Consider the following 25,649-nt stretch of genomic DNA (forward strand, 5'->3'; position numbering starts at 1 on the left):
GGGCGACAACGTGTCGATCACGGTGAAGCTGATCGCTCCGATCGCGATGGAAGAAGGCCTGCGCTTCGCGATCCGCGAAGGTGGCCGTACCGTCGGCGCCGGCGTCGTCGCCAAGATCCTCGACTAAACTCGAGTATCGCTGCCGGGCCGCAGCTGGTGTATCATCTGCGGTTCAGCGCCCGGGAGCGGGCGCCTGGTCTCCCCAGGCGCCCGCTCCTACGTTCTTTTACTGATCCGGCGATGCAACATCGCCTCGCTCTTTTCAAGGAATCGTCATGCAAAAGCAAAAAATCCGCATTCGCCTGAAGGCTTTCGACTATCGTCTGATCGACCAGTCGGCTGCCGAGATCGTCGACACGGCGAAGCGGACGGGTGCAATCGTCCGTGGCCCGGTGCCGCTGCCGACCCGCATCCAGCGCTTCGACATCCTGCGTTCGCCGCACGTCAACAAGACCTCGCGTGACCAGCTCGAAATCCGCACCCACCAGCGCCTGATGGACATCGTCGATCCGACCGACAAGACGGTCGACGCGCTGATGAAGCTCGACCTGCCGGCTGGCGTGGACGTCGAAATCAAGCTGCAGTAAGGCTCGCGGCGGATCCGGCCCCGGCTGGAAACGCTAAGTCTTTGATTGCTTGCGGAAAACGTAAAGCCTCGCTATAATGCAAGGCTTTTCGCGTATTTGCGTAAAAACCGACGCGCCTGCTCTTGCGGCAAGCGCGCCGTTTTGTAAATTAGCCCCGACCAATCGCAGTCGGGAATGGAGAAAACGATGAGCCTTGGACTCGTAGGTCGCAAGGTTGGCATGACCCGTATTTTCACGGCTGAAGGGGATTCGATTCCCGTCACCGTGCTGGACGTGTCGGACAACCGCGTGACGCAGATCAAGACTGTTGAAACCGACGGCTACACGGCCGTGCAGGTTGCATTTGGCTCCCGTCGCGCATCGCGCGTGACGAAGCCGTTGGCAGGTCATCTCGCCAAAGCCGGCGTCGAAGCCGGTGAAGTTCTCAAGGAATTCCGCATCGATGCGGCCAAGGCAGCCGAGCTGTCGAATGGCGCCATCGTCGGTCCCGATCTCTTCGAAGTAGGCCAGAAGGTCGACGTGCAAGGCGTGTCGATCGGTAAGGGCTATGCCGGTACGATCAAGCGTTACAACTTCAGCTCGGGCCGCGCAACGCACGGTAACTCGCGCTCGCACAACGTGCCGGGCTCGATCGGTATGGCGCAGGATCCGGGTCGTGTGTTCCCGGGCAAGCGCATGACCGGTCACATGGGTGACGTGACGGTTACGGTTCAGAACCTCGAAATCGCGCGTATCGACGCAGAGCGCAAGCTGCTGCTCGTGAAGGGCGCAATTCCGGGCGCGAAGGGCGGCAAGGTCTTCGTGACGCCGGCCGTCAAGACCAAGGGGGCGAAATAATGGAACTCAAGCTCCTGAATGAAAATGGTCAGGAAGGTGCGTCGGTCAACGCGTCGGACGTCGTGTTCGGCCGTGACTACAACGAAGCGCTGATCCACCAGGTCGTCGTGGCTTACCAGGCGAACGCTCGCCAGGGTAACCGCGCGCAGAAGGATCGCGAACAAGTCAAGCACACGACCAAGAAGCCGTGGCGCCAGAAGGGTACGGGCCGCGCTCGTGCCGGTATGTCGTCGAGCCCGCTGTGGCGCGGCGGTGGCCGTATCTTCCCGAATTCGCCGGAAGAAAACTTCTCGCACAAGGTCAACAAGAAGATGCACCGCGCAGGTCTGCGCTCCATCTTCTCGCAGCTGGCCCGCGAAGGCCGTCTGTCGGTCGTCGAGCAACTGACGCTCGAAGCGCCGAAGACCAAGCTGCTGGCCGAGAAGTTCAAGGCCATGGGCCTCGAATCCGTGCTCGTCATCACCGATACGGTCGATGAGAACCTGTACCTCGCGTCGCGCAACCTGCCGAATGTGGCGGTTGTCGAGCCGCGTTACGCCGACCCGCTGTCGCTGATCTACTTCAAGAAGATCCTGGTCACGAAGGCTGCGGTCGCCCAGATCGAGGAGTTGCTGTCATGAGCGAGATTCGCAAGAACGATCATCGTTTGATGCAGGTCCTGCTCGCGCCGGTGGTCTCCGAGAAGGCGACCCTGGTTGCCGACAAGAACGAGCAAGTCGTGTTCGAAGTCGCACCGGATGCCACGAAGCAGGAAGTGAAGGCCGCTGTCGAGCTGCTGTTCAAGGTGGAAGTTGATTCCGTCAACGTGCTGGTCCAGAAGGGCAAGCAAAAGCGTTTCGGCCGCTCGATGGGCCGTCGCAAGGACGTGAAGAAGGCGTACGTCTGCCTGAAGCCCGGCCAGGAAATCAACTTTGAAGCGGAGGCCAAGTAATCATGGCAATCGTTAAAGTTAAGCCGACTTCGCCGGGTCGCCGCGCGATGGTCAAGGTGGTCAACAAGGATCTGCACAAGGGCAAGCCGTTCGCACCGCTGCTCGACACGCAGAGCACGACCGCCGGCCGTAACAACAACGGCCGCATCACCACGCGCCACAAGGGCGGTGGTCACAAGCAACACTACCGTGTCGTCGATTTCCGTCGCAACAAGGACGGCATCCCGGCAAAGGTCGAGCGTCTCGAGTACGACCCGAACCGTAGCGCGAACATCGCGCTGGTTCTGTACGCAGACGGCGAGCGTCGCTACATCATCGCGCCGAAGGGCGTGACGGTCGGCCAGCAACTGCTGTCCGGTTCGGAAGCGCCGATCCGCGCGGGCAATGCCCTGCCGATCCGCAACATTCCGGTCGGTACGACGATCCACTGCATCGAGATGCTGCCGGGCAAGGGCGCGCAGATCGCGCGTTCGGCCGGTACCTCGGCCATGCTGCTGGCGCGTGAAGGCGTCTACGCGCAGGTTCGTCTGCGTTCGGGCGAAATCCGCCGCGTGCACATCGAGTGCCGCGCGACGATCGGTGAAGTCGGCAACGAAGAGCACAGCCTGCGCCAGATCGGCAAGGCCGGTGCCAACCGCTGGCGCGGTATCCGCCCGACGGTTCGTGGCGTCGCGATGAACCCGATCGATCACCCGCACGGTGGTGGTGAAGGCAAGACCGCGGCAGGCCGCGATCCGGTGAGCCCGTGGGGCACGCCGGCGAAGGGCTTCCGTACGCGTCGCAACAAGCGCACGACGACGATGATCGTCCAGCGCCGTCACAAGCGTTAAGGAGTAGGCAATGGCACGTTCTGTTAAAAAAGGTCCGTTCTGCGACGCCCATTTGCTGAAGAAAGTTGAGGCGGCTGCAGCTTCGCGCGACAAGAAGCCGATCAAGACCTGGTCGCGTCGTTCGACGATCCTCCCGGATTTCATCGGTCTGACGATCGCCGTCCACAACGGCCGTCAACACGTTCCGGTGTACATCTCGGAAAACATGGTCGGCCACAAGCTTGGCGAGTTCGCACTGACCCGGACGTTCAAGGGTCACGCGGCCGACAAGAAGGCCAAGAAATAAGGGGCAATCAAGATGGAAGTGAAAGCAATTCATCGCGGTGCCCGCATCTCGGCGCAGAAGACGCGCCTGGTGGCTGACCAGATCCGCGGTTTGCCGGTCGACAAGGCGCTGAACGTCCTGACGTTCTCGCCGAAGAAGGCCGCCGGCATCGTGAAGAAGGTGGTGTTGTCGGCTATCGCGAATGCGGAGCACAACGAAGGCGCCGACATCGACGAGCTCAAGATCAAGAGCATCTACGTCGACAAGGCTGCCTCGCTCAAGCGCTTCACCGCGCGCGCCAAGGGCCGCGGCAACCGCATTGAGAAGCAATCCTGTCACATCACTGTGACGGTCGGGAATTAAGGGGTCACACGATGGGACAGAAAATTCATCCGACTGGCTTCCGTTTGGCCGTCAGCCGCAATTGGGCTTCGCGTTGGTACGCGAACAACAACAATTTCGCGGCGATGCTGCAGGAAGACATCGGCGTCCGTGAGTATCTGAAGAAGAAGCTGAAGAACGCTTCGGTCGGTCGCGTCGTCATCGAGCGCCCGGCGAAGAACGCACGGATCACGATTTACAGCTCGCGTCCGGGCGTCGTCATCGGCAAGAAGGGTGAGGACATCGAACTGCTGAAGACGGAACTGCAACGCCGCATGGGCGTGCCGGTTCACGTCAACATCGAAGAGATCCGCAAGCCGGAAACCGATGCTCAGCTGATCGCCGATTCGATCACGCAACAGCTCGAGCGCCGGATCATGTTCCGCCGCGCGATGAAGCGTGCGATGCAGAACGCCATGCGTCTGGGTGCCCAGGGCATCAAGATCATGAGCGCCGGTCGTCTGAACGGCATCGAAATCGCTCGTACCGAGTGGTATCGCGAAGGCCGCGTGCCCCTGCACACGCTGCGCGCCGACATCGATTACGCAACGTCGGAAGCCAAGACGACGTACGGCATCATCGGCGTCAAGGTGTGGGTGTACAAGGGCGACACGCTCGGCCGCAACGATGCGCCGGTGGTCGAGGAAGTGACGGAAGACAAGCGCCCGCGCCGCAATGCGCGTCCTGGCGATCGTCGTCCGCGCCGTGACGGTGAAGGCGGTGGTCCGGGTGCCCGTCGTGGCGCACCGCGTCGCGCTGCAGGCAAGCCGGAAGACGGCAAGACTGGAGAATAACGATGCTGCAACCGAAACGCAGAAAGTATCGTAAGGAGCAGAAGGGTCGTAACACCGGTATCGCGACGCGCGGCAACGCCGTGTCGTTCGGTGAATTCGGCCTGAAGGCTATCGGTCGCGGCCGTCTGACCGCACGCCAGATCGAAGCGGCGCGTCGTGCCATGACGCGTCACATCAAGCGCGGCGGCCGGATCTGGATCCGTATCTTCCCGGACAAGCCGATTTCGCAGAAGCCGGCCGAAGTGCGGATGGGTAACGGTAAGGGTAACCCTGAGTACTACGTCGCCGAGATTCAGCCGGGCAAGATGCTGTACGAAATGGATGGCGTAACCGAAGAACTGGCACGCGAAGCGTTCCGTCTGGCAGCTGCCAAGCTGCCGCTCAAGACGGCATTCATCGTTCGTCAGCTCGGCGCCTAAGGAGAAAACATGAAGGCTTCCGAACTTCTCCAGAAAGATCAGGCCGCGCTCAACAAGGAGCTGTCGGACCTGTTGAAGGCGCAATTCGGCCTGCGCATGCAACTCGCGACCCAGCAGCTCACGAACACGAGCCAGCTGAAGAAGGTTCGTCGCGATATCGCTCGTGTGCGGACCGTCCTGACTCAGAAGGCGAACCAGAAATGAACGATAGCGTGAAAACCTCGCTCAAGCGGACGCTGGTCGGTCGTGTGGTCAGCAACAAGATGGACAAGACCGTCACGGTGCTGATCGAGAACCGCGTCAAGCATCCGATCTACGGCAAGTACGTCGTGCGCTCGAAGAAGTACCACGCACACGACGAAGCGAACACCTACAACGAGGGTGACCTCGTCGAAATCCAGGAAACGCGTCCTCTCTCGAAGACCAAGGCCTGGACGGTGTCGCGCCTGATCGAAGCAGCCCGCGTCATCTAAGCGGGAGGCCGAAAGGCCACAAGCAGTAGAAGTGCTTGAAATCGCAAAGTTTTTGCTTGCGTGGCCGGGATTATTTGTTATAATCCCGGTCTTCCCTCTTTATGGGAGCCCCGTCGCGGGCGAAGTCACGGTGGGGGAAGCGGGCTGGCGTTCTGTCGGCTCGATGATTCACCGATTTGCGATGGCGGGTTTCGTTTGCCATCGCTGCTGTTCAAACCCAAGCAGCCGCAGTTGGCTGACGGGACCAAGACTGACCGTATGTGCCATGGTGGCGCATCCGGATTAAGTTGGGAAAGATAAACCATGATCCAGACCGAATCTCGGCTTGAAGTGGCCGACAACACGGGTGCACGTGAAGTCATGTGCATCAAGGTGCTCGGCGGCTCGAAGCGTCGTTATGCCAGCATTGGCGACATCATCAAGGTGACCGTCAAGGAAGCAACGCCGCGCGGGCGCGTGAAGAAAGGCGAAATCTACAACGCCGTGGTGGTTCGTACCGCCAAGGGCGTGCGTCGTCAGGACGGTTCGCTGATCAAGTTCGACGGCAACGCCGCTGTGCTTTTGAACAACAAGCTCGAGCCGATCGGCACCCGCATTTTCGGGCCGGTCACGCGTGAGCTGCGTAGCGAACGATTCATGAAGATCGTTTCGCTGGCGCCGGAAGTGCTGTAAGGAGTCGCGATGAACAAGATTCGCAAGGGTGACGAAGTCATCGTCGTCACCGGCAAGGACAAGGGCAAGCGCGGCGTCGTGCTGGCCGTCGGCGCCGAACATGTGACCGTCGAAGGTATCAACCTCGTCAAGAAGCATGTGAAGCCGAACCCGATGAAGGGTACGACGGGTGGCGTGGAAGCGAAGACGATGCCGCTGCATATTTCGAACGTCGCACTGGTCGACGCGAACGGCAAGGCCTCGCGTGTCGGCATCAAGGTCGAGGAAGGCAAGAAGGTTCGCTTCCTGAAGACGACCGGCGCCGTGCTGGCCTGACGCGGAGTAGAAAAATGGCACGTTTTCAAGAGTTTTACAAAGAAACGGTAGTTCCCGGCCTGGTCGAGAAGTTCGGCTACAAGTCGATCATGGAAGTGCCGCGCATCACCAAGATCACACTGAACATGGGCCTTGGCGAAGCCGTCGCTGACAAGAAGATCATCGAGAACGCCGTTGGCGACCTGACGAAGATCGCAGGTCAGAAGCCTGTCGTGACGAAGGCCCGCAAGGCAATCGCCGGCTTCAAGATCCGCCAGGGCTACCCGATCGGCGCGATGGTGACGCTGCGCGGCCGCGCGATGTATGAATTCCTCGATCGTTTCGTGACGGTCGCCCTGCCCCGCGTGCGCGATTTCCGCGGCGTGTCGGGTCGCGCGTTCGACGGCCGTGGCAACTACAACATCGGTGTGAAAGAGCAGATCATTTTCCCCGAAATCGATTACGACAAGATCGACGCGCTGCGTGGGCTGAACATCAGCATCACGACCACCGCGAAGACCGACGACGAAGCGAAGGCACTGCTCGCCAGCTTCAAGTTCCCGTTCAGAAACTGAGGTTACCGTGGCTAAACTGGCACTGATCGAACGTGAAAAGAAGCGTGCTCGCCTGGCAGAGAAGTACGCACCGAAGCGTGCGGCACTGAAGGCGATCATCGACGACGAGAGCAAGTCGGACGAAGAGCGCTACGCCGCCCGTCTCGAACTGCAACAACTGCCCCGCAACGCCAACCCGACCCGCAAGCGTAACCGCTGCGCGATCACGGGCCGTCCGCGTGGCACGTTCCGTAAATTCGGCCTCGCGCGTAACAAGATTCGTGAAATCGCTTTCCGCGGCGAGATTCCTGGCCTGACCAAGGCGAGCTGGTAATAGGAGAAACGTAAATGAGCATGAGTGATCCTATCGCCGATATGCTGACTCGCATCCGCAACGCGCAGATGGTCGAGAAGGTTTCGGTGGCAATGCCCTCGTCGAAGGTCAAGATCGCGATCGCCCAAGTCCTGAAGGACGAAGGCTACATCGACGATTTCGCAGTCAAGACCGAAGGCGCGAAGGCAGAACTGAACATTGCACTGAAGTACTACGCCGGCCGTCCGGTCATCGAACGCCTCGAGCGCGTGTCGAAGCCCGGCCTGCGCGTGTACCGCGGCCGCAATGACATCCCTCAGGTCATGAACGGCCTGGGTGTGGCAATCGTGTCGACGCCGAAGGGCGTGATGACCGACCGCAAGGCGCGCGCTACGGGCGTCGGCGGCGAAGTCATCTGCTACGTCGCTTAACCGAGGAGAAAGAAACATGTCTCGAGTAGGTAAGAGCCCGATCGCGCTGCAAGGCGCCGAGGTGACGCTGGCAAACGGCTCCATCACCGTGAAGGGTCCGCTGGGCACGATCTCGCAAGTGGTCAATCCGCTTGTGACGGTGGTGAACCAGGACGGCACGCTGAACCTGGCGCCGGTCGACGAAAGCCGCGAAGCGAATGCACTGTCGGGCACGATGCGCGCGATCATCGCGAACATGGTGCACGGCGTGACCAAGGGTTTCGAGCGCAAGCTGACGCTGGTTGGCGTCGGTTATCGTGCGCAGGCGCAAGGCGACAAGCTGAACCTGTCGCTGGGTTTCTCGCACCCGGTGGTGCACCAGATGCCGGAAGGCATCAAGGCTGAAACCCCGACGCAAACCGAAATCGTGATCAAGGGGATCAACAAGCAACAAGTCGGTCAAGTGGCTGCGGAAGTCCGCGGTTACCGTCCGCCGGAGCCCTACAAGGGCAAGGGCGTGCGCTATTCCGACGAGGTTGTGATCCTCAAAGAAACGAAGAAGAAGTAAGGGTGCGCAATCATGGATAAGACTCAATCTCGCCTGCGCCGCGCTCGCCAGACGCGTATCAAGATCGCTGAGCTGCAGGTCGCGCGTCTCGCCGTGCATCGCACGAACTCGCACATCTACGCGCAAGTGTTCTCGCCGTGCGGCACCAAGGTGGTGGCCAGTGCGTCGACGCTGGAAGCCGAAGTGCGTGCGCAGCTGGCTGACCAGTCGGGCAAGGGCGGCAACGTCAATGCCGCAACGCTGATCGGCAAGCGTATCGCCGAGAAGGCCAAGGCCGCCGGCATCGAATCCGTCGCCTTCGACCGCTCGGGCTTCCGCTACCATGGCCGCGTCAAGGCGCTGGCTGATGCAGCTCGCGAAGCTGGGCTCAAGTTCTAAGGGAAGAATTCGTCATGGCAAAGATGCAAGCGAAAGTTCAGGCTGACGAGCGCGACGACGGCCTTCGTGAAAAAATGATTTCGGTCAATCGCGTGACCAAGGTCGTGAAGGGTGGCCGGATTCTCGGTTTCGCCGCGCTGACCGTGGTTGGCGACGGTGATGGCCGCGTCGGTATGGGCAAGGGCAAGGCGAAGGAAGTGCCGGTCGCTGTCCAGAAGGCAATGGAGCAGGCTCGCCGCAACATGTTCAAGGTGCCGCTGAAGAACGGCACGCTGCAACATGAAGTGCACGGCAAGCACGGCGCGTCGACGGTCCTCCTCGCTCCGGCGAAGGGTGGTACCGGCGTGATCGCCGGCGGCCCGATGCGCGCGGTGTTCGACGTGATGGGCGTGCAGAACGTCGTCGCGAAGAGCCACGGCTCGACGAACCCGTACAACCTGGTTCGTGCGACGCTCGATGGCCTGCGCAAGCAATCGACGCCGGCTGACATTGCTGCCAAGCGCGGCAAGTCGGTCGAAGAAATTTTGGGCTAAGCCCAGGTGGTCACCATGTCTGATAAAACTGTCAAGGTTCAGCTCGTCAAGAGCCTGATTGGGACCCGCGAATCGCACCGCGCCACCGTGCGCGGTCTGGGTCTGCGTCGACTCAACTCGGTCAGCGAGCTGCAGGATACGCCGGCCGTGCGCGGCATGATCAACAAGGTCTCGTACCTTGTTAAGGTCATCGGCTAAGCGCCGACTACGGATCAAGGAGTTGATATGGAATTGAATAACCTGAAGCCGGCGGAAGGCGCGAAGCACGCTAAGCGTCGCGTCGGCCGCGGCATCGGTTCCGGCCTCGGTAAGACGGCCGGCCGTGGTCACAAGGGTCAGAAGTCGCGTTCGGGCGGCTTCCACAAGGTTGGCTTCGAAGGCGGTCAGATGCCGCTGCAACGTCGTCTGCCGAAGCGCGGCTTCACGTCGCTGACGAAGGAATTCGTCGGTGAAGTGCGTCTGGGCGACCTCGAGAAGCTGCCGGTCGACGAGATCGATCTGCTCGCACTGAAGCAAGCCGGCCTGGTCGGCGAGCTGACGAAGAGCGCGAAGATCATCGCCACGGGCGAGCTGAAGCGCAAGATCACCGTGAAGGGTCTCGGCGCGACGAAGTCGGCACGCGCAGCGATCGAAGCGGCTGGCGGTTCGTTCGCCGAGTAACGCAGCTCGCGCTCGTTACTAGCATCTGCATCGGAGAAGATACTTGGCCAACAGCCCGAGTCTCGCAAAACCCGGTCGAAGCACGGCGAAGTTCGGCGATCTGCGTCGGCGGGCGATGTTCCTGCTGCTGGCGCTGATCGTCTATCGCATCGGCGCGCACATTCCGGTTCCGGGTATCGATCCGGATCAACTGGCGAAGCTGTTCCAGAGCCAGGCAGGCGGCATCCTCGGCATGTTCAACATGTTCTCGGGTGGTGCGTTGTCCCGCTTCACGATCTTCGCGCTGGGGATCATGCCGTACATCTCCGCGTCGATCATCATGCAGTTGCTGGCGATTGTCTCGCCGCAGCTCGAGGCGCTGAAGAAGGAAGGGCAGGCAGGGCAGCGGAAGATCACGCAGTACACGCGTGTCTTCACGGTCGTGCTGGCCACGTTCCAGGCCTTCGGCATCGCGGCTGCGCTGGAAAATCAGCCTGGCCTCGTGATCGATCCGGGCATGCTGTTCCGTCTCACGACGGTCGTCACCCTGGTGACGGGCACGATGTTCCTGATGTGGCTCGGCGAGCAGATCACCGAGCGCGGTCTGGGCAACGGTATTTCGATCATCATCTTCGGCGGGATCGCAGCAGGGTTCCCGAATGCCGTGGGTGGCCTGTTCGAGCTGGTGCGTACGGGTTCGATGAGCATCATTTCGGCGATCATCATCGTCGTCCTGATTGCAGCGGTGACCTACCTGGTCGTGTTCATTGAACGCGGTCAGCGCAAGATCCTCGTGAACTACGCGAAGCGCCAGGTCGGCAACAAGATTTACGGTGGGCAGTCGTCACACCTGCCGCTGAAGTTGAACATGTCGGGCGTGATTCCGCCGATCTTCGCGTCGTCGATCATCCTGTTCCCGGCAACCATCCTGAGCTGGTTCAGCTCGGGTGAGCGCAAGAGCTGGCTGTCCGACACGCTGCACAACGTGGCGGAAGCGCTGAAGCCGGGTCAGCCGGTGTACGTGCTGCTGTATACGCTGGCGATCGTGTTTTTCTGCTTCTTCTACACCGCACTGGTGTTCAACAGCAGGGAAACGGCGGACAACCTGAAGAAGAGCGGTGCATTCGTGCCGGGCATCCGTCCGGGCGACCAGACCGCGCGATACATCGACCGCATCCTCACGCGTCTGACGCTGGCCGGTGCGATCTACATCGTCTTCGTGTGTCTGCTGCCGGAATTCCTGGTGCTGCGCTGGAACGTGCCGTTTTATTTTGGTGGAACGTCGCTGCTGATCATTGTCGTCGTCACGATGGACTTCATGGCGCAGGTGCAGTCGTACGTTATGTCGCAACAGTATGAATCGCTGCTCAAGAAAGCCAATTTCAAGGGCAGCAACATCCCAATGCGTTGAAAGGACTATGGCCAAAGACGATGTAATCCAGATGCAGGGAGAAGTGGTCGAAAACCTTCCGAATGCTACCTTCCGCGTGAAGCTGGAAAACGGCCATGTCGTGTTGGGGCATATCTCGGGCAAGATGCGGATGCACTACATCCGTATCTTGCCGGGCGACAAGGTGACGGTTGAATTGACGCCTTACGATCTGTCGCGTGCGCGGATCGTGTTCCGGGCGAAGTGATTTGTAAAAAGGGTAATATCATGAAAGTGATGGCATCGGTTAAGCGCATTTGCCGCAATTGCAAGATCATCAAGCGCAAGGGCGTGGTTCGCGTGATCTGCAGCTCGGACCCGCGCCATAAACAGCGTCAAGGCTGATCGCGCGTTTATTTGCGCTTTTTGTTTGAGGAAAAACAATGGCTCGTATCGCAGGGGTTAACATCCCGAATCACCAGCATACCGAGATCGGCCTGACGGCGATTTTCGGTGTCGGCCGCACGCGCGCTCGCAGCATCTGCGTCGCAGCAGGCGTCGAATTCTCGAAGAAGGTCAAGGACCTGAACGACGCAGACCTCGAAAAGCTGCGTGAAGAAGTGGGCAAGTTTGTCGTCGAAGGCGATCTGCGCCGTGAAGTGACGATGAACATCAAGCGCCTGATGGACCTCGGCTGCTACCGCGGCGTCCGCCATCGCAAGGGTCTGCCGATGCGTGGCCAGCGTACGCGTACGAATGCACGCACCCGCAAGGGTCCGCGCCGCGCCGCTCAAGCGCTGAAGAAATAAGCTGACAGTTACAGGAAAACGTCATGGCTAAGGCTTCCAATAACGCGGCTCAACGCGTTCGCAAGAAGGTTAAGAAGAACGTTGCGGAAGGCGTGGTTCACGTTCACGCATCGTTCAACAACACGATCATCACGATCACCGATCGTCAGGGCAACGCTCTGGCGTGGGCGACATCGGGCGGCCAGGGCTTCAAGGGTTCGCGCAAGTCGACCCCGTTCGCAGCACAGGTCGCAGCCGAGTCGGCTGGCCGTGTCGCGATGGAATACGGCGTGAAGAACCTCGAAGTTCGCATCAAGGGCCCGGGTCCGGGTCGTGAGTCGGCAGTGCGCGCACTGCACGGCCTCGGCATCAAGATCACGGCGATTTCCGACGTGACCCCGATCCCGCACAACGGCTGCCGTCCGCCGAAGCGCCGCCGCATCTAAGGATGCCAGGTGCAGCCTGTCGTCGCCGCAGGGCGGCTTCGGGCAACGTAGTCTATTGATTGACTAAGTCCACCGTTCGGTCCAAAGGACACGAACTAGCGCGGTTTTTGCGACCGCGTGACGATAGATAGAGGAAACGCAAAGTGGCACGTTATACCGGCCCCAAGGCCAAGCTGTCCCGCCGTGAAGGCACCGACCTGTTCCTGAAGAGCGCGCGTCGCTCGCTCGCCGACAAGTGCAAGCTCGACAGCAAGCCGGGTCAGCACGGCCGCATCTCCGGTGCGCGCACGTCCGACTACGGCACGCAGCTGCGTGAAAAGCAGAAGGTCAAGCGCATCTACGGCGTGCTGGAGCGCCAGTTCCGCCGCTACTTCGCGGAAGCTGACCGCCGCAAGGGCAACACGGGTGAAAACCTGCTGCAACTGCTCGAGTCGCGCCTGGACAACGTCGTCTACCGCATGGGTTTCGGTTCGACCCGCGCCGAAGCGCGTCAGCTCGTCGGCCACAAGGCCATCACGGTGAACGGCATCGTCTCGAACATCCCGTCGCTGCAAGTCAAGGCGGGCGACATCATCGCGATCCGCGAAAAGTCGAAGAAGCAGGTGCGTATCGTCGAAGCGCTGTCGCTGGCTGAGCAAGGCGGCATGCCGAGCTGGGTCGCGGTCGATGCGAAGAAGTTCGAAGGCACCTTCAAGCAAGTGCCGGAGCGCGCCGAAATCGCAGGCGACATCAACGAAAGCCTGATCGTCGAATTGTATTCGCGTTAATCCGATTGATAGCCGAGGTACCCTGCTTGCGAGAGCCGGCAGGGCCTCGGTTCTTCATTTTCAGGTGTTACCGGTCAGCCTTATCGGTGTAACGAGCCGAGGGTATTGAAAAGGAAAACCTATGCAAACCAGTTTGTTGAAACCCAAGATCATCGCCGTGGAATCGCTGGGCGAGAACCATGCGAAAGTGGTCATGGAGCCGTTCGAACGCGGCTACGGTCACACCTTGGGCAATGCGCTCCGCCGCGTCCTGCTGTCGTCGATGATCGGCTATGCGCCGACCGAAGTGACGATCGCCGGCGTGGTGCACGAGTATTCGACGCTTGATGGTGTGCAAGAGGACGTCGTCAACCTGCTGCTGAACCTGAAGGGCGTGGTGTTCAAGCTGCACAACCGCGACGAAGTCACGGTGACGCTGCGCAAGGAAGGCGAAGGCATCGTGACGGCCGGCGACATCGAGCTCGCGCATGACTGCGAGGTGATCAACCCGGATCACGTGATTGCCCACCTGACGAAGGGCGGCAAGCTCGACGTCCAGATCAAGATCGAGAAGGGCCGCGGCTATGTGCCGGGCAACGTGCGTCGCTATGGCGAGGAGTCGGCCAAGATCATCGGCCGCATCGTGCTGGACGCGTCGTTCTCGCCGGTTCGCCGCGTGAGCTACGCCGTCGAGAGCGCCCGCGTCGAGCAGCGTACCGACCTGGACAAGCTCGTCATGAACATCGAGACGAGCGGCGTGATCACCCCGGAAGAGGCGATTCGCCAGTCGGCCCGCATCCTGGTCGACCAGCTGTCCGTGTTCGCGGCGCTGGAAGGCACGGAAACGGCCGCCGAAGCCCCCTCGCGCGCACCGCAGATCGATCCGATCCTGCTGCGTCCGGTCGATGATCTCGAGCTGACGGTTCGTTCGGCGAACTGCCTGAAGGCCGAGAACATCTACTACATCGGCGACCTGATCCAGCGCACGGAAAACGAGCTGCTGAAGACGCCGAACCTCGGTCGCAAGTCGCTCAACGAGATCAAGGAAGTGCTCGCTTCGCGCGGTCTCACGCTGGGCATGAAGCTCGAGAACTGGCCGCCGGCTGGCCTCGACAAGTAATCGCACGGCAGCAACAGCGTCGTCATCTGGTCAGGACGCGGATTTTCCTTTAAAATCCGCGTCTTGTCTTTTTTCTACCGGCCCGTGCGCCTCAAGGCGCGATAGAAGAGCTGGATCAAAACTTTGAATCAAGGAAACTGAAATGCGTCACCGTCATGGTCTGCGGAAACTGAACCGCACGAGCAGCCACCGTCTGGCAATGCTCCGTAACATGTCCAACTCGCTGATCGAGCACGAAGTCATCAAGACGACGCTGCCGAAGGCGAAGGAACTGCGCAAGGTCGTCGAGCCCCTCATCACCCTGGGCAAGAAGCCGTCGCTGGCCAACCGTCGCCTGGCGTTCAACCGCCTGCGCGATCGTGACTCGGTCACGAAGCTGTTCGACGTGCTCGGTCCGCGCTTCGCGAACCGTCCGGGCGGCTACCTGCGTATCCTGAAGTTCGGCTTCCGCGTTGGCGACAATGCACCGATGGCGCTGGTCGAACTGCTCGACCGCCCGGAAGTCTCGGAAGAGAACGTCCAGGAAGCGGAATAAGCTTCATCTGATGTCGCGAAAAAGCCAGGCTGATGCCTGGCTTTTTTGTTTTCCGGATCGCTCGCGTCCACATGATGCGTGGGCCGCATCGGCCCAGTCCGAAACTCGGGCCGTGTCACGCGCGAATGGATCAGCTGCGCTACGATATGACGTTTCGGCGAGCCCCAGCAGGAGATGTCGATGGTGATCGTTCTGATGATGACGACCGTGCCCGATGCGGCCACGGTCCGCCTGCTCGCCGACGGCGCGCTGGGCGGCCGGCTCGCGGCATGCGTGTCGGAGCTCGGCACGATCCGCTCGAACTACCACTGGCAGGGCAAGGTCGAATCCGCGGAGGAGATCCAGCTGCTGTTCAAGACGAGCGCGCAGCGCTCGCTCGAACTCGAGCGCTTCATTGCGTCCCATCATCCCTACGAGACGCCCGAAATCGTCTCGTGGCAGGCCACCGCCTCCGATGCCTATGGCGCCTGGGTGGCGGCCGAAACCCAACGCCTGTTCCATGTCTGATCGCCAATTCTCCGCGGCCGCCGGCCTGCGTCTGCTGCTCGCCTGCCTGGTGCTGTTCGCCTCGCTGTTCGGGATCTCGTCGGCCGCGCGCGCCGACGACGATTTCCTCGATCCCTCGGTCGCATTCCGCTTCAGCTCGAGCGAGGCGCCGGGACAGGTCGACGTCCACTTCAAGATCGCCGACGGCTACTACATGTATCGCGAGCGCTTCGCCTTTGCGGTGAAGAGCGGCAACGCGACGCTCGGCGAGGCGCAATCGCCCGCCGGCCACGTGAAGTACGACGAAACTTTCGCCAAGAACGTCGAAACCTACCGCGGCGAAGTGACGATCCACGTGCCGGTCGCCAAGGCGAGCGGGCCGTTCGACCTGTCGGTCACCTCCCAGGGCTGCGCCGACGGCGGGATCTGCTATCCGCCGGCCGAGCACGTCGTGCATGTCGACGGCGCGGCGCTGGAGGCCGCCGCCACGTCGAGCGCGACGTCGCCGGCCCCGGCGGCGCAATCGCAATCGGCCGCGCCAGCCTTGCCCACGCCGCCTTCGCCCGTGACCGGCGCAGATTCGTCCTCGCCGGCTCCGGCCACCACTGCCTCACCCGCTCCGGCCCCGTCCGCCGACGGCAGTTGGTACGACCGCGTGACCAGCGCCGACTACGCGCAATCGCTGCTCGAAGGCCATGGCTTCCTGACCATCGTCGCGCTGTTCTTCGTGGCCGGCATGGTGTTGAGCCTGCTGCCCTGCTCCTACCCGATGATCCCGATCCTGTCGGCGATCATCATCGGCGAGGGCACCCAGGCGACGCGCGCACGCAGCTTCATGCTGTCGCTGACCTACGTGGTGGGCATGGCCCTGGTCTACACGGTGCTCGGCATCGCCGCCGCGCTGGTCGGCCAGAGCCTCGGCGCCTGGCTGCAGAACCCGTGGATGCTGGGCGCCTTCGGCTTGCTGTTGACGGTGTTCGCGCTGACCCTGATCGGTGGTATCGACATCTCGCTGCCGCAGCGCTGGCAGGACGGCGCCGCGCAGGCATCGAGCCGGCGCTCGGGCGGTCGCTTCCTGGCGGTGGCCACCATGGGCGCGCTGTCGGCGCTGGTGGTCGGTGCCTGCATGACGGCGCCGCTGTTCGCCGTGCTGGCCTTCATCGCGCACACCGGCAACGCGCTGCTCGGCGGCGCCGCGCTGTTCACGATGGGGATCGGCCTGGGTGTGCCCCTGCTGATCATCGGCCTGGGCGCGGGCACCCTGCTGCCGCGCGCGGGCGCCTGGATGGATGGCGTCAAGGTGTTCTTCGGCGTGGTGCTGCTGGCGGCCGCCTTGTGGATCGTCTGGCCGGTGCTCGGCGCCTCCTGGCAGATCGGCCTGGCCGCGCTCTGGCTGCTGATCGCCGCGGCGGCCACCGGCCTGTTCACGCCGACAGCGGGCGGCACCTCGATCTGGCGCCGGCTCGGACGCGGCGTCGGCGCGGCCTTCGCGATCTGGGCCGCCGTGCTGCTGGTGGGCCTCGCGGCCGGCTCGACCGATCCGCTGCGTCCCTTGTCGATCTTCGCCGGGCGCGGCACGGCGGCGGGCCCGGCCGGCAGCGCCACGGCCAGCGCCGGTGCCCCCGAAGGCCCGGCCTTCGCACCGGTGCGTTCCAGTACCGAGCTGGATCAGGTGATCAAGACCGCCGGCCGGCCCGTGATGCTCGACTTCTATGCCGACTGGTGCGTGTCCTGCAAGGAGATGGAGCACCTGACCTTCACCGACCCGCGCGTGCAGGCGCGTCTCGGCCAGTTGCACCTGGTGCGTGCCGACGTGACCGCCAACAACGCCGACGACCAGGCGCTGCTCAAGCGTTTCGGCCTGTTCGGGCCGCCGGGCATCATCGTGTTCGGCGCGGACGGTCGTGAACTGGGCCGAGTAGTGGGCTACCAGGCAGCCGACCGTTTCCTGCGCAGCCTCGATCGCGCCGGGGCACCGGCCGCGGCGCCCTCGGCCTGAGCCGCCGCAGCGAAGTGGCCTGCCACGGCGGGCAGCTCCGGATCCAATGAAAAACGGCGAAGCGCCTGAAACGCTTCGCCGTTTTTTCATGCTCGCGCGCCTCGCGTGGCGCGCCGCGATTTACTTCTGATCGCGCAGCAGTCGCGCCGCATCGAGCGCGAAGTAGGTCAGCACGCCATCCGCGCCGGCGCGCTTGAAGGCGAGCAGCGACTCGAGCACCACCTTGTCGTGATCGAGCCAGCCGTTCTGCGCGGCGGCCTTCAGCATCGCGTATTCGCCGCTGACCTGGTAGACATAGGTCGGGAAACGGAACTCGTCCTTCACGCGGCGCACGATATCGAGATACGGCATGCCGGGCTTGACCATCACCATGTCGGCGCCTTCCTCGATGTCGAGGCGGACTTCGCGCAGGGCCTCGTCGGAGTTCGACGGGTCCATCTGGTAGGTCATCTTGTTGCCCTTGCCGAGGTTCGAGGCCGAGCCGACCGCGTCGCGGAACGGGCCGTAGAACGCCGAGGCGTACTTGGCCGAGTAGGCCATGATGCGCGTGTGGATGTGGCCCTCGCTCTCGAGCATCTCGCGGATCGTGCCGATCCGGCCGTCCATCATGTCCGACGGCGCGACGATGTCCACCCCGGCCTCGGCTTGCGTTTGCGCCTGCTCGCTGAGGATCTCGAGCGTCACGTCGTTGATCACGTAGCCGTTCTCGTCGAGCACGCCGTCCTGGCCGTGGCTCGTGTACGGATCGAGCGCGACGTCGGTCAGCACGCCGAGGTCGGGGAAGTGCTTCTTCAGCTCGCGCACCGCGCGCGGGATCAAGCCCTCGGGATTGGTCGCCTCGCGGCCGTCGGGCGTCTTCAGCGAGGGTTCGATCGCCGGGAACAGCGACAGCACCGGCACGCCGAGGGCGACGCACTGCTCGGCGACGCCCATCAGCAGGTCGACCGAGACGCGCTCGACGCCGGGCATCGACGGCACCGCCTGGCGCACGTTGCTGCCCTCGACGACGAACACCGGCAGGATCAGGTCGTTGGTGGTGAGGAGGTTTTCGCGCATCAGGCGACGCGAGAAGTCGTCGCGGCGCATTCTGCGCGGACGGTGCAAGGGATGGAGGCTCATGACGGAATCGCTGGAATCAGTCTGAAGGAAAGCTTACGAAAGCCTTCGGTGAAATTTCGAGACAATGGTATATGATAGCGATCGAGCTTCGCGCCAAGGCGCGGCGCTCCCCGCTTCTCCTCCCTGAGCGGGTGCCTGTCGTTATTCGATTAGGCTGTTTGACCCGCCGCGAAACGGCGGGTTTTTTTATGCGCCAACCGACGGCAAGCCTCCGTTCGGGGCCGCGCACCCAGGCGCGGAGCGCTTATTCTGCAACAGCTGCGTCATCTTCGCCGGCGACCTCCGGCCGCAGCCAGCTCTCGACCAGCACATGGGCCTCGTCGATCCCGGTGCGCTTGAGCGCCGAGAACAGCTGGCAGGTCAGCGCCCCTTCATACCCCGCGTCGCGATAGGCCTGGAGCGCCTTCTTGGTGTTGCGCAGCGCATTGACGCTTTCCTGGCGGGTCAATTTGTCGCACTTCGTCAGCAAGGTGTGGATCGGCTTGCCGGTCGGCGCGAACCACTCGATCATGCGGCAGTCGAGCTCGGTCAGCGGCCGGCGCGAATCCATCATCAGGATCATCCCGCACAATTGGGGCCGGGTCTTCAGGTAGGCCGACAGCAGCGCTTCCCAGTGCGCCTTGGCCGCGCCCGGCACTTCCGCGTAGCCGTAGCCGGGCAGGTCGACCAGGTTGGCGACCGGCTCGTCGGCAGGGCCGACCGAGAAGTAGTTGATGTGCTGGGTGCGGCCCGGCGTCTTCGAGGCGAAGGCGAGCCGCTTCTGGTTGCAGAGGATGTTGATCGCCGTCGATTTGCCCGCATTGGACCGGCCGGCGAACGCGATTTCCGGGACCACGGTGGGCGGCAGGTCGCGCAGATGGTTGACGGTCGTGTAGAAACGGGCTTGATGGAGCAGGAAGGCCATGAGTGCGGACGGGGCGAGAGCGCGGTGCGACCGCGCGTGGAGGCGGGAAGCCCCGCAACGATCCGGACGGTCATTGCATGCGGTAATCCGCGCAGTAACCCTGATAGCCGGAACGGGGCTTTAAACGCCATATTGTACAATACGGCGGTTTTCCCGAAGCCCTGCGGGCCTGTTGCAGGCGCTTTCTGCGGTAGACTGAGTGCCGTCGTTTGCAGAACCTCAAATTCCCACAAGACGAAACAGGGTGTGCGAATGAATCGACTGTGCAAGTCTCTGATAACGCTTCAGGTGGCCGCAGGGTTCGTGAGTTTCGTGGTTCAGGCACACGCGGCGGATGCGGCCAAGCCGGATCTGGACCGCGGCAAGGCGATCGCGACGGCGGTCTGCGCATCGTGCCACGGTGCCGACGGAAACAGCGCCACGGGCGCGTTCCCGAAGCTGGCCGGCCAGCATCCCGAGTATCTGGTCAAGCAGTTGCACGATTTCAAGACGCAGCCGGGCGCGAAGGGGCCGGCGCGCAACAGCTCGGTGATGGCCGGTTTCGCCGGCGCGCTGAGCGACGCCGATGCACGCAACGTGGCGGCCTACTACGGTGCCCAGGCGCCCAAACCCGGTGCCGCGCGCAATGCCGCGACGGTCGCGCTGGGGCAGAAGATCTACCGCGGCGGGATCGCCGAGAAGGGCGTGCCGGCTTGCGCGAGCTGCCACGGTCCGACCGGACAGGGAATTCCTGTACAGTATCCGCGCCTGTCGGGGCAGTGGGCCGATTACACGGTCGCGCAGCTCACCGCCTTCCAGCAGGGCGCGGGCGCACGCAACAACAACGAGCCGATGCATCAGATCGCATCGCGCCTGTCGGACAGCGAAGTGAAGGCGGTCGCCGATTACATCGCCGGCCTGCACTGAGCGCCCGGCAACGGGTATCGGGCGCATCGTCATGAATGGCGAGCGCGGGAACGAAGAGAGAAAGGGTGGGGCGCTGCCGCCAGGCGGGCGCCTTGCCCTTTTTTGTTGTCAGTCGGAGTGTGAATGAGCGTTACCACGCAAGGCATCGAGACCCGGACGCGTCGCCGCGCGCTGAACACCGCGATCGAGCTGATCAGCTCGATGCGCTTCGCGATCGCGCTGCTGGTCGTGCTGGCGATCGCGAGCATCATCGGCACCGTGCTCACGCAGGACGATCCCTATCCGAACTACGTGAACCAGTTCGGCCCGTTCTGGGCCGACATCTTCCGCGCGATCGGCCTCTACACGGTCTACAGCGCCTGGTGGTTCATGCTGATCCTGCTGTTCCTGGTGGTGTCGCTGTCGCTCTGCGTGCTGCGCAACGGCCCGAAGATGCTGGCCGACGTGCGCAGCTGGAAGGACAAGGTGCGCGAGGGCAGCCTGCGCGCCTTCCACCACAAGGCCGAGTTCGCCGTGCCCGGCGAGCGCGCGCAGGTGGCCCAGGCGCTCGCCGGCTTCGTCGCCAAGGCCGGCTACAAGCAGGTGATCCGCGAATCCGAGGGCGCCACCCTGATCGCCGCCAAGCGCGGCGCGATGACCAAGTACGGCTATATCGCCGCCCACCTGGCGATCGTGGTGATCTGCATCGGCGGCCTGCTCGACAGCAACCTGCCGATCCATTTCCAGATGTGGCTGTTCGGCAAGTCGCCCGTCAACACCAGCGCGGCGATCAGCGAGATCGGGCCCGAGCACCGGCTGTCGGCCTCCAACCCGACCTTCCGCGGTTATGCCTGGGTGCCCGAGGGCCAGTATGTCTCGACCGCGATCCTGAACCAGCCGAACGGCTCGCTGATCCAGGACCTGCCGTTCTCGATCCAGCTCGACAAGTTCATCGTCGACTACTACTCGACCGGCATGCCCAAGCTGTTCGCCAGCGACATCGTGGTGATCGACCGCGAGACCGGCAAGCGCATCCCGGCGCGCGTCGAGGTCAACAAGCCCTTCACCTACAAGGGCGTGTCGATCTACCAGTCGAGCTTCCAGGACGGCGGCTCGCAGATGCAGATGACCGCCTTCCCGATGTCGGGCGCGAGCGGCAAGACCTTCCCCGTCAACGGCGTGATCGGCAATGCGGTGCCGCTGGCCGGCCATGCCGGCGATACCATCGAGTTCGCCGACTTCCGCGCCATCAACGTGGAGAACGTCACCGACGCGAGCGGCAAGACCGACGTGCGCGGCGTGGGCACCACGCATTCGCTCAAGGAAGCGCTCGACGAGCGGCTCGGCTCGGGCGCCAAGACCTCGACGCCGGTGAACCTGCACAACGTCGGCCCCTCGGTCCAGTACAAGGTACGCGGCCAGGACGGCCAGGCGCGCGAGTTCAACAACTACATGCTGCCGGTCGAGATCGGCGGCGACCGGCTGTTCCTGGCCGGCGTGCGGCTGAGCCAGAACGACCCGTTCCGCTACCTGCGCATCCCCGCCGACGCCGACGATTCGGTCAACGAATGGATGCGCATGCGCGCCGCGCTCGAGGACCCGGCGGTGCGCAGCGAGGCCGCCGCGCGCTTCGCGCAGGCCTCGCTGCCGAACGCCGACGCGGGCCTGCGCACGCGGCTCGACGACAGCGCGCTGCGTGTCCTGACCCTGTTCGCCGGCGCCGACCCGAGCGCGGGCCGCCAGCCCGACGGCAGCACCACCGGCGGCTTCCAGGCGGTGGCGGGCTTCATCGACCAATCGGTGCCCAAGGCCGAGCAGGAGAAGGCCGCCGGCCTGCTGCTGCGCATGCTGGAAGGCGCGATGTGGCAGGTCTGGGAGGTCGCGCGCGAGCAGGCGGGCGTGGCGCCGGTCAAGCAGACGGCCGAGACGGCGCGCTTCGTGCAGAACGCCATCAATGCCCTGTCGGACAGCTTCCTGTATGGCGCGCCGGTCTATTTGCGGCTCGATTCATATAAGCAGGTGCAAGCTTCGGTATTCCAGTTGACACGCGCGCCTGGTAAAAATCTGGTGTATCTTGGCAGCCTGCTGCTGGTGTTCGGCATCTTCTCCATGTTCTACGTGCGCGAACGCCGGCTCTGGCTCTGGCTCAAGGACACGCCGGCAGGCGTGGGCGTCGTGATGGCGATGTCGACGGCCCGCCGGACATTCGATTTCGAGAAGGAGTTCGCGCAGACGCGCGACGCGGTGGGCAAGGTGCTCGGCACCGAACCCGTCGCCGCGGTGCCTGCCGGGCGCGATACCGATCTCCACGACTCCCCACGGTAACGTCATGGATCTGACCCAGGCTTCCTCGTCACCGGCGCCGCGCGGCCGCGCCGAAGCGGCGCCCGCCGCCGCTCCCGCCACGGCTTCGCTTGCCGCGTTGTTCGACGATCGTCCCTTCTACCGCCGCCTGTCCCTCGTCGACTGGTTGTTCGCGCTGGCGATGGTGGCGGGCGCCGGCTTTGCCCTGGTGCATTACCAGGCGCACATGGACTACTACGACCAGGCGGTGATGACGGGCGCGACCGTCGCGCTAGTCGGACTCGGCTGGCGCTGGAAGCCGGCCCGGCTGCTGATGGCCCTGATCGCGGTGCTCTCGCTGCTGTCGCTGAATCTCTATCACGGCGACCTGTCCCGGGCCGATTCGACCTTCTTCCTCAAGTACTTCCTGTCGAGCCAGTCCGCCATCCTGTGGATGAGCGCGCTGTTCGTGTTCGCCACCGTGTTCTACTGGATCGGCCTGCTGAGCCGCTCGCCGACCGGCGCCGCGATCGGCCAGAAGATGACCTGGGCCGCGGTGCTGATGGGCTTCACCGGGCTGATGGTGCGCTGGTACGAGTCCTACCTGATCGGCGCCGACGTCGGCCATATCCCGGTCTCGAACCTCTACGAAGTGTTCGTGCTGTTCAGCCTGATCACGGCCCTGCTCTACCTCTACTACGAAGGCCATTACGGCACGCGCGCGCTGGGCGCCTTCGTGCTGCTGGTGATCAGCGCGGCGGTCGGCTTCCTGATGTGGTACTCGATCGCGCGCGACGCGCAGCAGATCCAGCCGCTGGTGCCGGCGCTGCAGAGCTGGTGGATGAAGATCCACGTGCCGGCCAACTTCATCGGCTACGGCAGCTTCGCGCTGTCGGCGATGGTCAGCGTCGCCTACCTGCTCAAGGAACGCGGCGTGCTCGCCGATCGCCTGCCGACGCTCGAGGTGCTCGACGACGTGATGTACAAGTCGATCGCGGTCGGCTTCGCGTTCTTCACGATCGCCACCATCCTCGGCGCGCTGTGGGCCGCCGAAGCCTGGGGCGGCTACTGGAGCTGGGACCCGAAGGAGACCTGGGCGCTGATCGTCTGGCTCAACTACGCAGCCTGGCTGCACATGCGCCTGATGAAGGGCTTGCGCGGTGGCGTGGCCGCCTGGTGGGCGCTGACGGGGCTGCTGGTCACGACCTTCGCCTTCCTCGGCGTGAACATGTTCCTGTCGGGGCTGCACAGCTACGGCAAGCTGTAAGCGTCGCCCGCGCGTCACCCCGAACCGATTCGAAAACCGCCGCCGCCCCTGCCTGGACGCGGCGGTTTTTTCTTGCCATGCCGCTCGCGCCGTTCGCGCGGCGGAGGATTCACCGTATCGCCGCCGGCTTCGGGAGCCGGCGTGGAGACCGCTCATGTTGATCAGGACCACGCGCCGGCGCTTGCTTGCCGGCGACGACATTCCACGCGACGAGATCACCTCGCCCGCCGTCTTCGCCGCGCGCCGCGGCGTGCTGCGCGCGGCCGGCGCGATGGCTGCCGGCGGCCTGTGCGGCCTGCCGGCCGGCGCGCTGGCGAACTACCGCTCGCCGAACCCGGCCGCGCATGCGCTGGCCGCCACCACCAACGCGAAATTCGTGGTGCCCGACAAGGTCACGCCCTACAAGGACCTGACCACCTACAACAACTTCTACGAGTTCGGCACCGACAAGGGCGATCCCGCGCAGAACGCCGGCTCGCTGCGGCCGCGACCCTGGCGCGTGAGCGTGGAAGGCGCGGTGAAGGCGCCCAAGGTCTACGACATCGAGGAACTGCTCAAGCTGGCGCCGCTCGAGGAGCGTGTCTACCGGCATCGTTGCGTGGAAGGCTGGTCGATGGTGATTCCCTGGATCGGCATCCCGCTCGCGGAGCTGGTCCGGCGCGTGCAGCCGAACGCGAACGCCAAGTACGTGCAGTTCGTCACGCTGGCCGATCCCTCGCAGATGCCCGGGCTGGCCGAGCCGATCCTCGACTGGCCCTATTCGGAAGGCTTGCGCCTGGACGAGGCGATGAACCCGCTGACGCTGCTGGCGATGGGCGTCTACGGCCAGGTGCTGCCGAATCAGAACGGCGCCCCGGTGCGGATCGTGGTGCCCTGGAAATACGGCTTCAAGAGCGCGAAGTCGATCGTCAAGATCCGCTTCGTCGAGCAGCAGCCGAAGACCAGCTGGAACAGCTACGCGTCGAACGAATACGGCTTCTATTCGAACGTGAACCCCGAGGTCGACCACCCGCGCTGGAGCCAGGCGACCGAGCGGCGCATCGGCGAGGACGGTTTCTTCACGCCCAAGCGCAAGACGCTGATGTTCAACGGCTACGGCGATCTGGTCGCATCGATGTATCGCGGCATGGATCTGCGCAAGAACTTCTAGGCGGCACGCGGTGGACGAAAATCTTCGCCTGGCGGCCGGCGCGGGCCGCGCCGCGCGTGCGCCGGCCACGCCTGGCTGGCTGCGCATCGCGAAACCGGTGGTGTTCCTGGCCGGCCTGTTCCCGCTCGCACGGCTCGTCGTGCTGGGCTTCACTGGCGGGCTCGGCGCCAATCCGATCGAGTTCGTCACGCGCTCGACCGGGCTCTGGACCCTGGTGATCCTGTGCGTGACGCTGGCCGTCACGCCGCTGCGGCGGCTCACCGGTATCAACGCGCTGCTGCGGCTGCGGCGCATGATCGGGCTGTTCGCGTTCTTCTACGCGCTGCTGCACTTCACCACCTACTTCTGGTTCGACAAATGGTTCGACCTGCCGGCGATCCTGAAGGACGTGTTCAAGCGGCCCTTCATCACCGTCGGCTTCGCGGCCTTCCTGCTGCTGATCCCGCTGGCGCTCAGCTCGCCGCGCGCCGCGGCGCGCCGGCTGGGGCGCCACTGGCAGCGCCTGCACCGGCTGATCTACGCGATCGCGGTGCTGGCGATCCTGCACTTCTGGTGGATGCGGGCCGGCAAGCACGACCTCGCGCTGCCCAAGCTGTATGGCGCGATCGTGCTGGTGCTGCTGGGCTGGCGAGTGGTGGTCGCGCTGCGCGCGAGGCGGCGCGGCGCCTGAGATC

General features: G+C 63.5%; 38 protein-coding genes and 1 pseudogene. 37 read left to right on the plus strand and 2 right to left on the minus strand.

The genetic code is table 11. The features are described from left to right. From tuf to dsbD, 32 genes and pseudogenes are all read left to right on the plus strand, one after another. A pseudogene (gene tuf, locus F3J10_RS20540) lies at positions 1–127 on the plus strand (elongation factor Tu); the annotation flags it as partial. 148 nt (positions 128–275) lie between these two features. After that, positions 276–587 (plus strand): 30S ribosomal protein S10, encoded by a 312-nt coding sequence (gene rpsJ, locus F3J10_RS20545; RefSeq protein ID WP_012734355.1) that lies wholly within the window; start codon positions 276–278, stop codon positions 585–587. Positions 588–773: 186 nt separating this feature from the next. Next, the gene (gene rplC, locus F3J10_RS20550; RefSeq protein WP_013696368.1) at positions 774–1,424 is read left to right on the plus strand and encodes a 50S ribosomal protein L3; all 651 of its coding nucleotides are present in this window, start codon (positions 774–776) and stop codon (positions 1,422–1,424) included. Further along, entirely contained in the window at positions 1,424–2,044 is a 621-nt protein-coding gene (rplD, locus tag F3J10_RS20555) for a 50S ribosomal protein L4 (protein WP_013696369.1), read from the plus strand. The genes rplC and rplD overlap by 1 nt, the downstream gene beginning before the upstream one ends. Next, positions 2,041–2,355 (plus strand): 50S ribosomal protein L23, encoded by a 315-nt coding sequence (rplW, locus tag F3J10_RS20560; RefSeq protein WP_012734358.1) that lies wholly within the window; start codon positions 2,041–2,043, stop codon positions 2,353–2,355. Before rplD ends, rplW begins: the two co-directional genes overlap by 4 nt. A 2-nt stretch (positions 2,356–2,357) precedes the next feature. Beyond that, positions 2,358–3,185, plus strand: coding sequence for a 50S ribosomal protein L2 (gene rplB, locus F3J10_RS20565; protein ID WP_013696370.1), 828 nt, complete (start codon positions 2,358–2,360; stop codon positions 3,183–3,185). A 10-nt stretch (positions 3,186–3,195) separates the two neighbouring features. Continuing rightward, on the plus strand, positions 3,196–3,471 hold the full coding sequence (gene rpsS, locus F3J10_RS20570; protein ID WP_004199273.1) for a 30S ribosomal protein S19: 276 nt from the start codon (positions 3,196–3,198) through the stop codon (positions 3,469–3,471). A 12-nt stretch (positions 3,472–3,483) separates the two neighbouring features. After that, on the plus strand, positions 3,484–3,813 hold the full coding sequence (rplV, locus tag F3J10_RS20575) for a 50S ribosomal protein L22 (RefSeq protein WP_004199272.1): 330 nt from the start codon (positions 3,484–3,486) through the stop codon (positions 3,811–3,813). 11 nt (positions 3,814–3,824) lie between these two features. Then, positions 3,825–4,625: a 30S ribosomal protein S3 gene (gene rpsC / locus F3J10_RS20580; RefSeq protein WP_012734360.1), complete on the plus strand. Its 801-nt coding sequence runs from the start codon at positions 3,825–3,827 to the stop codon at positions 4,623–4,625. A 2-nt stretch (positions 4,626–4,627) separates the two neighbouring features. Further along, positions 4,628–5,044: a 50S ribosomal protein L16 gene (gene rplP / locus F3J10_RS20585; protein ID WP_013696371.1), complete on the plus strand. Its 417-nt coding sequence runs from the start codon at positions 4,628–4,630 to the stop codon at positions 5,042–5,044. 9 nt (positions 5,045–5,053) lie between these two features. Next, positions 5,054–5,248, plus strand: coding sequence for a 50S ribosomal protein L29 (rpmC, locus tag F3J10_RS20590; RefSeq protein WP_004199856.1), 195 nt, complete (start codon positions 5,054–5,056; stop codon positions 5,246–5,248). Continuing rightward, a complete protein-coding gene (gene rpsQ / locus F3J10_RS20595) occupies positions 5,245–5,517 on the plus strand; it encodes a 30S ribosomal protein S17 (protein WP_012734362.1) in 273 nt (90 codons plus the stop codon). The genes rpmC and rpsQ overlap by 4 nt, the downstream gene beginning before the upstream one ends. A 303-nt stretch (positions 5,518–5,820) precedes the next feature. Further along, positions 5,821–6,189 carry a 50S ribosomal protein L14 gene (gene rplN / locus F3J10_RS20600; RefSeq protein WP_013696372.1) on the plus strand — a complete coding sequence of 123 codons (369 nt, stop codon included), beginning with the start codon at positions 5,821–5,823 and terminating at the stop codon, positions 6,187–6,189. A 9-nt stretch (positions 6,190–6,198) separates the two neighbouring features. Further along, on the plus strand, positions 6,199–6,504 hold the full coding sequence (gene rplX / locus F3J10_RS20605; protein ID WP_013696373.1) for a 50S ribosomal protein L24: 306 nt from the start codon (positions 6,199–6,201) through the stop codon (positions 6,502–6,504). Between the two features lie 14 nt (positions 6,505–6,518). After that, complete coding sequence (gene rplE, locus F3J10_RS20610) at positions 6,519–7,058, plus strand: 50S ribosomal protein L5 (protein ID WP_013696374.1); 540 nt, start codon at positions 6,519–6,521, stop codon at positions 7,056–7,058. A gap of 7 nt (positions 7,059–7,065) precedes the next feature. Further along, entirely contained in the window at positions 7,066–7,371 is a 306-nt protein-coding gene (gene rpsN, locus F3J10_RS20615; protein WP_013696375.1) for a 30S ribosomal protein S14, read from the plus strand. Between the two features lie 14 nt (positions 7,372–7,385). Beyond that, a complete protein-coding gene (rpsH, locus tag F3J10_RS20620) occupies positions 7,386–7,781 on the plus strand; it encodes a 30S ribosomal protein S8 (protein ID WP_013696376.1) in 396 nt (131 codons plus the stop codon). Positions 7,782–7,797: 16 nt separating this feature from the next. Next, positions 7,798–8,328 carry a 50S ribosomal protein L6 gene (rplF, locus tag F3J10_RS20625; RefSeq protein WP_013696377.1) on the plus strand — a complete coding sequence of 177 codons (531 nt, stop codon included), beginning with the start codon at positions 7,798–7,800 and terminating at the stop codon, positions 8,326–8,328. A 12-nt stretch (positions 8,329–8,340) separates the two neighbouring features. Next, positions 8,341–8,706, plus strand: coding sequence for a 50S ribosomal protein L18 (rplR, locus tag F3J10_RS20630; RefSeq protein WP_012734368.1), 366 nt, complete (start codon positions 8,341–8,343; stop codon positions 8,704–8,706). A gap of 14 nt (positions 8,707–8,720) precedes the next feature. After that, entirely contained in the window at positions 8,721–9,239 is a 519-nt protein-coding gene (gene rpsE, locus F3J10_RS20635) for a 30S ribosomal protein S5 (RefSeq protein ID WP_013696378.1), read from the plus strand. A gap of 15 nt (positions 9,240–9,254) precedes the next feature. Beyond that, positions 9,255–9,437: a 50S ribosomal protein L30 gene (rpmD, locus tag F3J10_RS20640; RefSeq protein ID WP_007730608.1), complete on the plus strand. Its 183-nt coding sequence runs from the start codon at positions 9,255–9,257 to the stop codon at positions 9,435–9,437. A 27-nt stretch (positions 9,438–9,464) separates the two neighbouring features. Further along, complete coding sequence (rplO, locus tag F3J10_RS20645; RefSeq protein WP_013696380.1) at positions 9,465–9,899, plus strand: 50S ribosomal protein L15; 435 nt, start codon at positions 9,465–9,467, stop codon at positions 9,897–9,899. A gap of 43 nt (positions 9,900–9,942) precedes the next feature. Beyond that, positions 9,943–11,289, plus strand: coding sequence for a preprotein translocase subunit SecY (gene secY, locus F3J10_RS20650; protein WP_025099466.1), 1,347 nt, complete (start codon positions 9,943–9,945; stop codon positions 11,287–11,289). A gap of 7 nt (positions 11,290–11,296) precedes the next feature. After that, positions 11,297–11,515, plus strand: a complete 219-nt coding sequence (gene infA / locus F3J10_RS20655; RefSeq protein WP_012734373.1) for a translation initiation factor IF-1 — start codon at positions 11,297–11,299, stop codon at positions 11,513–11,515. A 20-nt stretch (positions 11,516–11,535) separates the two neighbouring features. Further along, a complete protein-coding gene (gene rpmJ, locus F3J10_RS20660) occupies positions 11,536–11,652 on the plus strand; it encodes a 50S ribosomal protein L36 (RefSeq protein WP_004199844.1) in 117 nt (38 codons plus the stop codon). A gap of 38 nt (positions 11,653–11,690) precedes the next feature. Continuing rightward, positions 11,691–12,056 carry a 30S ribosomal protein S13 gene (rpsM, locus tag F3J10_RS20665; RefSeq protein WP_013696382.1) on the plus strand — a complete coding sequence of 122 codons (366 nt, stop codon included), beginning with the start codon at positions 11,691–11,693 and terminating at the stop codon, positions 12,054–12,056. A gap of 23 nt (positions 12,057–12,079) precedes the next feature. After that, a complete protein-coding gene (gene rpsK / locus F3J10_RS20670) occupies positions 12,080–12,481 on the plus strand; it encodes a 30S ribosomal protein S11 (protein WP_012734376.1) in 402 nt (133 codons plus the stop codon). Positions 12,482–12,624: 143 nt separating this feature from the next. After that, on the plus strand, positions 12,625–13,248 hold the full coding sequence (rpsD, locus tag F3J10_RS20675; protein WP_167242887.1) for a 30S ribosomal protein S4: 624 nt from the start codon (positions 12,625–12,627) through the stop codon (positions 13,246–13,248). Between the two features lie 121 nt (positions 13,249–13,369). Further along, positions 13,370–14,347, plus strand: a complete 978-nt coding sequence (gene rpoA, locus F3J10_RS20680) for a DNA-directed RNA polymerase subunit alpha (protein ID WP_013696384.1) — start codon at positions 13,370–13,372, stop codon at positions 14,345–14,347. A gap of 142 nt (positions 14,348–14,489) precedes the next feature. Beyond that, positions 14,490–14,882, plus strand: a complete 393-nt coding sequence (gene rplQ / locus F3J10_RS20685) for a 50S ribosomal protein L17 (RefSeq protein WP_013696385.1) — start codon at positions 14,490–14,492, stop codon at positions 14,880–14,882. A gap of 180 nt (positions 14,883–15,062) precedes the next feature. After that, a complete protein-coding gene (gene cutA / locus F3J10_RS20690; RefSeq protein WP_166912901.1) occupies positions 15,063–15,389 on the plus strand; it encodes a divalent-cation tolerance protein CutA in 327 nt (108 codons plus the stop codon). Beyond that, complete coding sequence (gene dsbD / locus F3J10_RS20695; RefSeq protein ID WP_167242888.1) at positions 15,382–17,367, plus strand: protein-disulfide reductase DsbD; 1,986 nt, start codon at positions 15,382–15,384, stop codon at positions 17,365–17,367. Before cutA ends, dsbD begins: the two co-directional genes overlap by 8 nt. Before the next feature lie 120 nt (positions 17,368–17,487). On the opposite strand, the gene hemB is transcribed toward dsbD, so the two are convergent. Then, positions 17,488–18,486, minus strand: coding sequence for a porphobilinogen synthase (gene hemB, locus F3J10_RS20700; protein ID WP_025099462.1), 999 nt, complete (start codon positions 18,484–18,486; stop codon positions 17,488–17,490). A 244-nt stretch (positions 18,487–18,730) separates the two neighbouring features. Further along, entirely contained in the window at positions 18,731–19,390 is a 660-nt protein-coding gene (gene yihA, locus F3J10_RS20705) for a ribosome biogenesis GTP-binding protein YihA/YsxC (RefSeq protein ID WP_013696389.1), read from the minus strand. A 252-nt stretch (positions 19,391–19,642) separates the two neighbouring features. On the opposite strand from yihA, the gene F3J10_RS20710 reads away from it, so the two are divergent. The 5 genes from F3J10_RS20710 (at position 19,643) to msrQ (ending at position 25,645) form a co-directional block, all read left to right on the plus strand. Further along, positions 19,643–20,296 carry a c-type cytochrome gene (locus F3J10_RS20710; RefSeq protein ID WP_025099461.1) on the plus strand — a complete coding sequence of 218 codons (654 nt, stop codon included), beginning with the start codon at positions 19,643–19,645 and terminating at the stop codon, positions 20,294–20,296. 123 nt (positions 20,297–20,419) lie between these two features. Next, positions 20,420–22,600 (plus strand): cytochrome c biogenesis protein ResB, encoded by a 2,181-nt coding sequence (locus F3J10_RS20715; RefSeq protein WP_167242889.1) that lies wholly within the window; start codon positions 20,420–20,422, stop codon positions 22,598–22,600. Positions 22,601–22,604: 4 nt separating this feature from the next. Next, entirely contained in the window at positions 22,605–23,825 is a 1,221-nt protein-coding gene (ccsB, locus tag F3J10_RS20720; protein WP_025099459.1) for a c-type cytochrome biogenesis protein CcsB, read from the plus strand. Between the two features lie 154 nt (positions 23,826–23,979). Further along, on the plus strand, positions 23,980–24,975 hold the full coding sequence (gene msrP / locus F3J10_RS20725; RefSeq protein WP_166912904.1) for a protein-methionine-sulfoxide reductase catalytic subunit MsrP: 996 nt from the start codon (positions 23,980–23,982) through the stop codon (positions 24,973–24,975). 10 nt (positions 24,976–24,985) lie between these two features. After that, positions 24,986–25,645 carry a protein-methionine-sulfoxide reductase heme-binding subunit MsrQ gene (gene msrQ / locus F3J10_RS20730; protein ID WP_025099457.1) on the plus strand — a complete coding sequence of 220 codons (660 nt, stop codon included), beginning with the start codon at positions 24,986–24,988 and terminating at the stop codon, positions 25,643–25,645. The last annotated feature ends 4 nt before the right edge of the window (positions 25,646–25,649 follow it).

This window comes from Burkholderia sp. Cy-637 (assembly GCF_011753175.1).
Lineage (GTDB): Bacteria > Pseudomonadota > Gammaproteobacteria > Burkholderiales > Burkholderiaceae > Burkholderia > Burkholderia gladioli.

Bases quoted from the DNA above. Each gene is read 5' to 3' on its own strand.
- F3J10_RS20710 (WP_025099461.1), top strand. From the start codon at position 19,643: ATGAATCGACTGTGCAAGTCTCTGATAACGCTTCAGGTGGCCGCAGGG.
- ccsB (WP_025099459.1), top strand. From the start codon at position 22,605: ATGGATCTGACCCAGGCTTCCTCGTCACCGGCGCCGCGCGGCCGCGCC.
- rplE (WP_013696374.1), top strand. From the start codon at position 6,519: ATGGCACGTTTTCAAGAGTTTTACAAAGAAACGGTAGTTCCCGGCCTG.
- rpsC (WP_012734360.1), top strand. From the start codon at position 3,825: ATGGGACAGAAAATTCATCCGACTGGCTTCCGTTTGGCCGTCAGCCGC.
- yihA (WP_013696389.1), bottom strand. From the start codon at position 19,390: ATGGCCTTCCTGCTCCATCAAGCCCGTTTCTACACGACCGTCAACCAT.
- rplC (WP_013696368.1), top strand. From the start codon at position 774: ATGAGCCTTGGACTCGTAGGTCGCAAGGTTGGCATGACCCGTATTTTC.
- rplR (WP_012734368.1), top strand. From the start codon at position 8,341: ATGGATAAGACTCAATCTCGCCTGCGCCGCGCTCGCCAGACGCGTATC.
- msrP (WP_166912904.1), top strand. From the start codon at position 23,980: ATGTTGATCAGGACCACGCGCCGGCGCTTGCTTGCCGGCGACGACATT.
- dsbD (WP_167242888.1), top strand. From the start codon at position 15,382: ATGTCTGATCGCCAATTCTCCGCGGCCGCCGGCCTGCGTCTGCTGCTC.
- rpmC (WP_004199856.1), top strand. From the start codon at position 5,054: ATGAAGGCTTCCGAACTTCTCCAGAAAGATCAGGCCGCGCTCAACAAG.
- rplX (WP_013696373.1), top strand. From the start codon at position 6,199: ATGAACAAGATTCGCAAGGGTGACGAAGTCATCGTCGTCACCGGCAAG.
- rplV (WP_004199272.1), top strand. From the start codon at position 3,484: ATGGAAGTGAAAGCAATTCATCGCGGTGCCCGCATCTCGGCGCAGAAG.
- rpsQ (WP_012734362.1), top strand. From the start codon at position 5,245: ATGAACGATAGCGTGAAAACCTCGCTCAAGCGGACGCTGGTCGGTCGT.
- rplD (WP_013696369.1), top strand. From the start codon at position 1,424: ATGGAACTCAAGCTCCTGAATGAAAATGGTCAGGAAGGTGCGTCGGTC.
- rpsS (WP_004199273.1), top strand. From the start codon at position 3,196: ATGGCACGTTCTGTTAAAAAAGGTCCGTTCTGCGACGCCCATTTGCTG.
- rpsH (WP_013696376.1), top strand. From the start codon at position 7,386: ATGAGCATGAGTGATCCTATCGCCGATATGCTGACTCGCATCCGCAAC.
- infA (WP_012734373.1), top strand. From the start codon at position 11,297: ATGGCCAAAGACGATGTAATCCAGATGCAGGGAGAAGTGGTCGAAAAC.
- rpsM (WP_013696382.1), top strand. From the start codon at position 11,691: ATGGCTCGTATCGCAGGGGTTAACATCCCGAATCACCAGCATACCGAG.
- rplB (WP_013696370.1), top strand. From the start codon at position 2,358: ATGGCAATCGTTAAAGTTAAGCCGACTTCGCCGGGTCGCCGCGCGATG.
- rpoA (WP_013696384.1), top strand. From the start codon at position 13,370: ATGCAAACCAGTTTGTTGAAACCCAAGATCATCGCCGTGGAATCGCTG.
- rpsJ (WP_012734355.1), top strand. From the start codon at position 276: ATGCAAAAGCAAAAAATCCGCATTCGCCTGAAGGCTTTCGACTATCGT.
- rpmD (WP_007730608.1), top strand. From the start codon at position 9,255: ATGTCTGATAAAACTGTCAAGGTTCAGCTCGTCAAGAGCCTGATTGGG.
- rplO (WP_013696380.1), top strand. From the start codon at position 9,465: ATGGAATTGAATAACCTGAAGCCGGCGGAAGGCGCGAAGCACGCTAAG.
- rplW (WP_012734358.1), top strand. From the start codon at position 2,041: ATGAGCGAGATTCGCAAGAACGATCATCGTTTGATGCAGGTCCTGCTC.
- rplP (WP_013696371.1), top strand. From the start codon at position 4,628: ATGCTGCAACCGAAACGCAGAAAGTATCGTAAGGAGCAGAAGGGTCGT.
- rplF (WP_013696377.1), top strand. From the start codon at position 7,798: ATGTCTCGAGTAGGTAAGAGCCCGATCGCGCTGCAAGGCGCCGAGGTG.
- F3J10_RS20715 (WP_167242889.1), top strand. From the start codon at position 20,420: ATGAGCGTTACCACGCAAGGCATCGAGACCCGGACGCGTCGCCGCGCG.
- rpsE (WP_013696378.1), top strand. From the start codon at position 8,721: ATGGCAAAGATGCAAGCGAAAGTTCAGGCTGACGAGCGCGACGACGGC.
- rplN (WP_013696372.1), top strand. From the start codon at position 5,821: ATGATCCAGACCGAATCTCGGCTTGAAGTGGCCGACAACACGGGTGCA.
- cutA (WP_166912901.1), top strand. From the start codon at position 15,063: ATGGTGATCGTTCTGATGATGACGACCGTGCCCGATGCGGCCACGGTC.
- rpsK (WP_012734376.1), top strand. From the start codon at position 12,080: ATGGCTAAGGCTTCCAATAACGCGGCTCAACGCGTTCGCAAGAAGGTT.
- rpmJ (WP_004199844.1), top strand. From the start codon at position 11,536: ATGAAAGTGATGGCATCGGTTAAGCGCATTTGCCGCAATTGCAAGATC.
- hemB (WP_025099462.1), bottom strand. From the start codon at position 18,486: ATGAGCCTCCATCCCTTGCACCGTCCGCGCAGAATGCGCCGCGACGAC.
- rplQ (WP_013696385.1), top strand. From the start codon at position 14,490: ATGCGTCACCGTCATGGTCTGCGGAAACTGAACCGCACGAGCAGCCAC.